Here is an 8,146-nt window from a genome sequence, read left to right as displayed (position 1 = left end):
GCTAATCCCACACTCCGCCAAAGGCGCAACACTCAATACGGGTGGTTAGTTAGACCTTGCCCGACAGGGACTTGCACCCTGCAAGATGGATCAAGCTTAGCTTGACGCACCAACGCCGCATTAAGGTGTGAGCAACGCACCCACGAAACTCAACCATACCACCGTAAACACTAAACTCAACGATGGAATAAAAAATGCCATGCGTTGGGAATCACTCTTAAATGCTTTGTTAGCATTATTTTTTCAAGGCTATCTCAATGTTTTCACGATATAGAACTGTCTGCTCATTTTCATAAAGCTCATTTACAACTAACTTTAAACCAGTGGCTATCTCAGCGATATCGAATGGGGCATTTTTTCTCTTACCCTTAAACGAATACAAATAATGAACACCGTCTTTGTAAAGAATCCTGTCAAACCTTTCAAAGGTTGCATAAGAACCTTTTTCATTCATTGAAATGACCAGACTACTTTCCAGATATGGGAGTTTATTTGGTTTACATTCATATTTAGATAATCGATAGTTTTCTTTTGACTCAACTTCTGGCTCTTTGTCTTTAATGAGTGTAAATGCTTGTTTCTCATCTTCAGGCTCTAAATCACTATCCCAGATAAATAGAGGAATTGCTTGGTTGTGATCGTCTGCAAGCCAAGTTTGAAGATTAGACTTCGTTTTACCTGCTTGATTAGCCGATTGAGACTCTATGAATGACCGTTTGTACAGATTGAATTTATGGTTAAATTCTTTCGATTCACTATTTATAACTAAAGATTCCGACTTTAAGTTTTCTACTTTCGATATGTACTGACGATAAAGCTCTTCTGAGTCGATTCGGACAAGAGTATCTCGCTTCAAACTAACACCTAGTGACGTGAAATTAGCACTTCCGATGAGAACTATATCTGGTTCAATGAGATATAGCTTCCAATGTGTACTCATTCCATAGCGAAAATCCATATACAGACTTAAATTTTCAGCTTTCAATTCGATAAGGTTCTCAATGTATTTCGGGGGTGAGAACGAATTAATTGTGCCAATAATTAGCTCTACCTTATTTGTGGTTGCTAAATTTTTTATTATTGACTCTGTACCACTAGCAAAGGCTGAAACGATAGTTACTTTTGAGTTATTAACGCTATCAAACAGCTGTTCTAAATCACGAAATTTATCAAAAATTTTCACTATTACCTCCGAACTATAGATAATGCTAACAGCTTATAGAACACCACTTTGGGGGGTTATAACACCCCAAAACGGCGTATATTACATGGCTCAATAATTCTACTAAATAACTCTAATGTAAACAAGTAATTACGTATGTTATAAAATGAACGCTGTTAAAATACACCAAAACGACTTTTAATAATGTTATTGGACAAAATACAAAATATTGTCCATGCATACAGTGCATTTGAAAGTTAAATATTATTTATGAAATCTCTTTTTCTAACCACGATTAAAGATCATATATATAGCAAACGCTATTGTTACCAGCTATACAAAGAGCACTCTTGAAGCTTATCTGTTTTGGATAGCTGCCTATACCCGCTTAAATAGTATGCAACACGCTCCGGATCTATGGGAGATACTCAAGTGAAGTTATGTTTAAAGCATTTAGTAAAATCGCAAAATGTAGCGTAAGAAACTGATAAAAAGTACTGGCGCATGTTTTTGTCAAAGAGCTGTAACGCGCTAAAGCACGTCCTACATATTAGCTGAACCTTTTTATCTTCAACCTTTAACCTACAACAAAAAAGCCGCCGTTCATTACAAACAGCGGCTTTCGAATTAAGATTTACAAGCTTAAAGCCTGCTTAACTTAAACTTGATTTTTATTGCTTACCAATCACTTCAAGTCCACCCATGTATGGGCGTAATACTTCTGGCACTACTACTGTGCCATCGGCTTGTTGGTAGTTTTCTAGGATGGCTACTAGTGTACGGCCAACGGCTAAGCCTGAACCGTTTAATGTATGTAGTAACTCTGGCTTTTTAACACCTTCACGGCGAAAACGTGCTTGCATTCTACGCGCCTGAAAATCTGCCATGTTTGAACATGATGAAATTTCGCGGTATGTGTCTTGCGCAGGTAACCATACTTCTAAATCGTATGTTTTAGCTGAGCCAAAGCCCATGTCGCCCATACATAAAATTACTTTACGGTACGGAAGTTCAAGCGCTTGTAGTATTTGCTCTGCGTGACCTGTTAACTCTTCAAGCGTTGCCATTGAGTCTTCTGGTTTTACAAGCTGTACAAGTTCAACTTTATCAAACTGGTGCTGACGAATTAAGCCTCGTGTATCGCGACCATAGCTGCCTGCTTCACTTCTAAAACATGGCGTGTGGGCAACTAAACGAATTGGTAAATCGCTTTCGTCATAAATTTCGTCGCGTGCGCTGTTTGTAAGCGGTACTTCAGCAGTAGGAATTAAGCTAAAGCCGGCTTGTTGTTCGCCATCGTCGTTCACAAGACCTAAGGTGTGGAACAAATCGCCTGCAAATTTAGGTAATTGGCTTGTGCCATAAAGGCTGGCGCTATTTACTAGGTACGGTACATACATTTCTGTGTAGCCGTTTTTGTCTGCGTGTGTATCTAACATAAATTGCGTTAGTGCACGGTGCATGCGCGCTACTTGGCCGCGCATTACGGTAAAGCGTGCGCCACTAATTTTAACGCCCATTTCAAAATCTAAGCCGTTTAAGTCTTGACCTACATCTACGTGATCTTTAACTTCAAAATCGAATTTTTTAGGTGTGCCCCACGTTAAAATTTCAACGTTGTCGTCTTCGTCTTTACCGGCAGGTACTGACTCGTCTGGCAAGTTTGGAATTGCTAAAGCAATGTCGTTAATCGCGGCTAATACTTCATCTTGCTCTGTTTTAGCGGCGTCTAGCTCACTGCCTAAGTTAGCCACTGCATCAAGGAGTGGCTGCGCGTCTTCGCCTTTTGCTTTGGCTTGACCAATTGCTTTTGCGCTTGCATTACGTTGACTTTGAAGTTCTTGCGTTTTTACTTGTAATGTTTTGCGTTTTTCTTCAAGTGCCGTTACCGTCGCGACATCGAGTTCGTAACCGCGCGCTGCTAAACGTGCTGCAGTTTGTTCGATGTCTTGACGTAAAAATTTAGAATCTAACATGTTAGTTTTTTAACCTTTTTGCATTACTAGCTGAAGGCCCAGCCAAGCCATAAAAATACACACCATCACGTTTAAGATGATATTGAGGGCCATTTTAATAAAGTGACCTTGTTGTAATAACAACAACGAGTCCATTGAGAATGTTGAAAAGGTGGTTAATGCACCTAAAAAGCCAATTCCTATAAGGGTTTTGGCGGGGCTTGCGGTGATAATTTCTTTATCTATCAAACCGTACAAAATGCCCATTAACAATGAACCCAGAATATTAACCGTCAACGTGCCAAAAGGGAATCCCCTACCGAGGAGTTTTAGCATGCTTTCGCTAATAAAAAACCGTAAACACGCACCTGAGGCTCCGCCAAGGGCGATCATCAGATAAAGTTTAATCATTTTCGTATCGTTTAAGTGGGCTTTGCGCATCGCGCTCTTTTAGGTAATCGAGTTTTTGTTTAATTTTTTGCTCAAGTCCGCGCTCGCTCGGTAAGTAATATTCTTTACCGTCCATTTCTGGTGGTAAATATTTTTCACCTGCGGCAAATGCGCCTTCTTCATTATGCGCATAGCGATACTCAGCGCCGTAACCTAAGTCTTTCATTAAGTTGGTTGGTGCATTGCGTAGGTGCTCTGGCACTGGGTAGCTTGGCTCATTTTGAGCATCAGCTTTGGCTTGATTAAACGCCATATACACTGCATTACTTTTAGGTGCACTGGCTAAATACAATGTGGCTTGTGCAATAGCGCGCTCACCTTCGCTTGGCCCTACTCGCTGAAATATATCCCACGCATTTAGGGCAACTTGCATCGCGCGAGGATCGGCGTTACCAATGTCTTCTGTAGCAATGGCAAGTAAACGCCTCGCTACATACAAAGGGTCGCCACCACCAGCTAAAATTCGGCAATACCAATACAGCGCGCCGTCTGGGGAGCTGCCACGTACGGATTTATGAAAGGCTGATATTAAATCGTAAAACTCATCGCCGCCTTTGTCGTATTTAGCTAAATGCGTGGGTAATACTTGGCTAAGTACGTGCTCGTCTACGTTGTATTGACCATTTTGCTCAGTGGTTAAATCAACTGCTTGTTCAAGTAGATTAAGTACTTTGCGCGCATCGCCGCCACTTGCTTGGCACAATGCCTTTTTAGCGTTGTCGGCAATAGTGATGTGTTTTTGGCTTAGCTGCTCGTCTTGTTTGAGTGCGCGCTCTATTACGGTGTATAAATCGCTATCGGCGAGCGATTTTAAAACATACACCCGCGCACGCGACAATATAGCGTTATTAAGTGCAAACGATGGGTTTTCGGTGGTTGCACCTACAAATATAAAGGTGCCGTCTTCTATGTGCGGTAAAAACGCATCTTGTTGGGATTTATTGAAACGGTGAACTTCGTCAACAAACATAAGGGTGCGTTGGCCACGGCTTTCTAAGTTTTCCCGCGCTTGCGTTACGCTGTCGCGTATATCTTTAACGCCTGCGGTTACCGCAGACATTTGAATAAGTGAGGCGTCAGCGTGATTGGCAATTATTTGCGCGAGTGTTGTTTTGCCAACACCCGGCGGGCCCCATAAAATTAAACTATGGCACCGCCCTGCGACAATGGCTTGATGCAGTGGTTTATCAGCGCTTAATAAGTGCTGCTGACCAATGTATTCATCAAGCGTTGTAGGGCGCATACGCGCGGCAAGTGGGCGTACATCGGGCCCAAAGTTAAAACCTAAATTACTCACCGTTACTCTGATCGTCTATTTCAACACCTTCAGGAGGCGTAAATTCAAAAGTGCTTTTATCAAGCGGCGTATTAACTTTGGCATCGTTAAAGGTAAATGACGATAGCTGCCCTGAGTTATCAGTGACTACTAATTTAGCAAGGCCTTTACTGTTATCAGCAAATGTTATATCAAGTTGCTCTACTTGGCTTTCTACGCCTTTATTTGGCGTTACGCTAAAGCCTGTATTTGTTGCAAGTACGCTGTATTTTTCCCATTGTGCTGGATCTTTTGAGGTGAGCAATACAAATGGCGTTGAGTCGATTAGGCTGCTGGTTTTCATTATCGTTACTTGCTCAGCAAAGCTGTCGAAGTAATATGTTTTATCGCCGTTTGATACAAACAAGGTATCGTCGGGATTAGTTTGCTGCCAGCGGATCATCATAGGTTGTTGAAGGGCTATTGTGCCCTCGCCTTGCATAACTGCTTGGCCTTCTTTGTCTGTTACTTTTTGTGCAAACTGCGCTTTAAAGCTTTTTAACGTGGCAAGTTGGTCTTGTAATGCTTGGCTATCGTCAGCAAAGCTTGGTGCAGTAATTACGCTGCCTAACACTAATAATAAGGCGTTAAATTTTTTCATGAATTTGCTCCATTAGGTACTAATACATCGCGAGCGCCGTTATGGCCTGGTGAACTCACGATACCCGATGTTTCCATTTGTTCTACTAAACGTGCGGCACGATTATAACCTACACGCAATTTACGTTGCACTGACGATACCGATACTTTGCCAGTTTCGATTACAAACGACACCGCTTCGTCGTATAACGGATCTGATTCTTCATCAGCGTTTTCGCTCGCTTCGCCTGGTAATAAAATATCCTCACTGGCATCGCCATTAAGTATTTCGTCAATATAATTTGGTTTAGCACGCGCTTTCCAATCATTTACTACAGCGTGTACTTCATGGTCGTCTACAAACGCGCCATGCACACGCTCTGGTACGCTCGTGCCTGGCGGTAAATAAAGCATGTCACCCATACCGAGTAAGTTTTCTGCGCCTTGTTGATCAAGTATTGTACGCGAATCTATTTTACTCGATACCTGAAAGGCCATACGCGTTGGTATATTTGCTTTAATTAAGCCGGTAATTACATCAACCGACGGGCGCTGCGTAGCAAGTACTAAGTGAATCCCTGCCGCACGTGCTTTTTGAGCAATACGTGCAATTAGCTCTTCTACTTTTTTACCTACAATCATCATCATGTCGGCAAACTCGTCAATTACTACAACAATACTTGGTAACTTACCTAGCTCATCTGGGCCTTCTTTCATGCCATCGGTGTCTTTAAATAATGGGTCAAGAATTGGGTAACCCGCTTCATTGGCTTCAAGCACTTTTTGGTTGTAACCTTTTAAGTTACGCACACCCAATGCTGACATTAATTTATAACGACGTTCCATTTCACCTACACACCAACGCAGTGCGTTAGCCGCTTCTTTCATATCGGTCACGACTTCACACAATAAATGCGGAATGCCTTCGTACACTGAAAGCTCAAGCATTTTAGGGTCAATCATGATCATACGTACATCGTCAGGACCCGATTTGTACAGTAAGCTTACTATCATCACATTAACGCCCACTGATTTACCTGAACCAGTAGTACCCGCAACCAATAAATGTGGCATTTTACCCAGATCAGCACATACAGGCTGACCGGCAATATCTTTACCTAGCACCATAGTCAGTGGCGATGGGTTTTGCTCAAATTTAGGCGCATTTATTACTTCTGACAAACGAACTATTTCGCGATGTTTGTTAGGCAGTTCTATACCCACATAGGTTTTACCTGGAATAACTTCTACAACACGTACACTAATTGCTGAAAGCGAACGGGCTAAATCCTTTGCTAAACCTGTAATTTTAGACACCTTGATACCTGGCGCTAAATCAAGTTCGAAACGCGTAACAACTGGGCCTGGATATACGGCTACAACCGTTGCTTGGACGTTAAAATCGAGGAGTTTTGTCTCTACTAGGCGCGATACAGTATCGAGCTCTTCTTGCGATATCGGATTTTTAGCTTTGTCCGGTCTGTCGAGCAAATCCAGCGACGGTAATGGCCCTGGTGGTGGCTCTTGCGTTAGTAACTGCTCAAATTTTTCTTTTGCTGTTGGTGGTGGCTGATAGGCTGCTTTTGGCTTAGGCATTGGCCTTGCTGGCGATACAACCGTTGTAACTGGTTTTTCTGGCTCTACAACTTGGCTTTGGTCAAGTGCGTTTAATGCAGCTTCCGTATCCATTGGTTCGTCATCAATGGCACTAAAGCCTATTTCTTGATCAAGTATGTCATCGAGTTCATCAAACGGCATAAAGTCGTCACTCATTGGTGGCTCACTAAATGGCGTTTGTGGTTTGTTAATTGCTTTTTGTTTATCTGCTTTATTATTTTTTTCAGGGATTTCTATTTGTTCTTCAATATCGTCATCAAACTGTGCATCCATTTGATCATTATCAATATTACCCGCAATACGCTCTCGATGCATCCAGCCTTGTGCGTAGCTAGCACTAAAACGATAAAATCGAACGATTAATTCACCTAAATAGTCTACAAAATCAACCCACGACACACCTGTTAGCAAGGTAAGTCCGGCAAAAAAGAAGCACAGTAGTAAAATAGATGTCCCAGTGAAATTAAATGCAGGCATCATGGCTGATTCAATCACATCACCCACTACTCCGCCCGATGAAAAGTTATAAATATCATCAAAATTAATGCTGCTAATAGCGGTGGCCGAGGTAATAAATAAAGCAAAACCAATAACACGCAACGCTAAGGTGGTGTAGTCAAGCTGCAAAATGCGGTGTGGTTGCTTAAATAACAAATAACCAAATATTTGAATTGCAGCAGGTACTAAGTAAGCCAACCAACCAAATGTGAGTAGTAATACATCCGCAATCCATGCACCCGCAGCTCCCGTAATGTTTCTTACTTCGCTAAAGCTTGTTTGCGACCACGCCGCATCGGCGGGATCAAAACTGATCAACGCACATAAAATAAATATTGCTGTAAAGGTACTGATTATCAGCCCTGTTTCTAATAGTCTTTGCACACCGTTTAGGCGCATAGTTTCCTATCCCTCTTTATTATTCTATTTACACTCACTTAGCAGTCAAATACCTTAGCAGGAAATGCAATTTGTTGCACTTTATCTTAGCCTTGGTGGCCTGATTATGAACAGATTTTTACAATTTACACTTAGATAACCTAAACTCTAGATAATAAATCTATCTCCAGC

Annotated in this window: 6 protein-coding genes; all 6 read right to left on the bottom strand. The window is 41.8% G+C overall.

Annotated elements, in window-relative coordinates; genetic code table 11:
• Positions 1-235: 235 nt before the first annotated feature.
• On the bottom strand, positions 236-1,183 hold the full coding sequence (locus CWB66_RS04205; protein ID WP_138584441.1) for a phospholipase D family protein: 948 nt from the start codon (positions 1,181-1,183) through the stop codon (positions 236-238).
• 650 nt (positions 1,184-1,833) lie between these two features.
• Entirely contained in the window at positions 1,834-3,138 is a 1,305-nt protein-coding gene (gene serS, locus CWB66_RS04195; RefSeq protein ID WP_002962971.1) for a serine--tRNA ligase, read from the bottom strand.
• A 9-nt stretch (positions 3,139-3,147) separates the two neighbouring features.
• Positions 3,148-3,528 (bottom strand): fluoride efflux transporter CrcB, encoded by a 381-nt coding sequence (crcB, locus tag CWB66_RS04190; RefSeq protein ID WP_138584440.1) that lies wholly within the window; start codon positions 3,526-3,528, stop codon positions 3,148-3,150.
• Entirely contained in the window at positions 3,521-4,864 is a 1,344-nt protein-coding gene (locus CWB66_RS04185) for a replication-associated recombination protein A (protein ID WP_138584439.1), read from the bottom strand. Before CWB66_RS04185 ends, crcB begins: the two co-directional genes overlap by 8 nt.
• Positions 4,857-5,483, bottom strand: a complete 627-nt coding sequence (gene lolA, locus CWB66_RS04180; protein WP_077537736.1) for an outer membrane lipoprotein periplasmic chaperone LolA — start codon at positions 5,481-5,483, stop codon at positions 4,857-4,859. Before lolA ends, CWB66_RS04185 begins: the two co-directional genes overlap by 8 nt.
• Complete coding sequence (locus tag CWB66_RS04175) at positions 5,480-7,975, bottom strand: DNA translocase FtsK (RefSeq protein ID WP_138584438.1); 2,496 nt, start codon at positions 7,973-7,975, stop codon at positions 5,480-5,482. The genes lolA and CWB66_RS04175 overlap by 4 nt, the downstream gene beginning before the upstream one ends.
• Between the last annotated feature and the right edge of the window lie 171 nt (positions 7,976-8,146).

Origin of the sequence: Pseudoalteromonas sp. S558 (genome assembly GCF_005886635.1) — a bacterium.
GTDB classification, from domain to species: domain Bacteria; phylum Pseudomonadota; class Gammaproteobacteria; order Enterobacterales; family Alteromonadaceae; genus Pseudoalteromonas; species Pseudoalteromonas aliena.
This window is presented reverse-complemented; position numbering and strand designations above follow the sequence as displayed.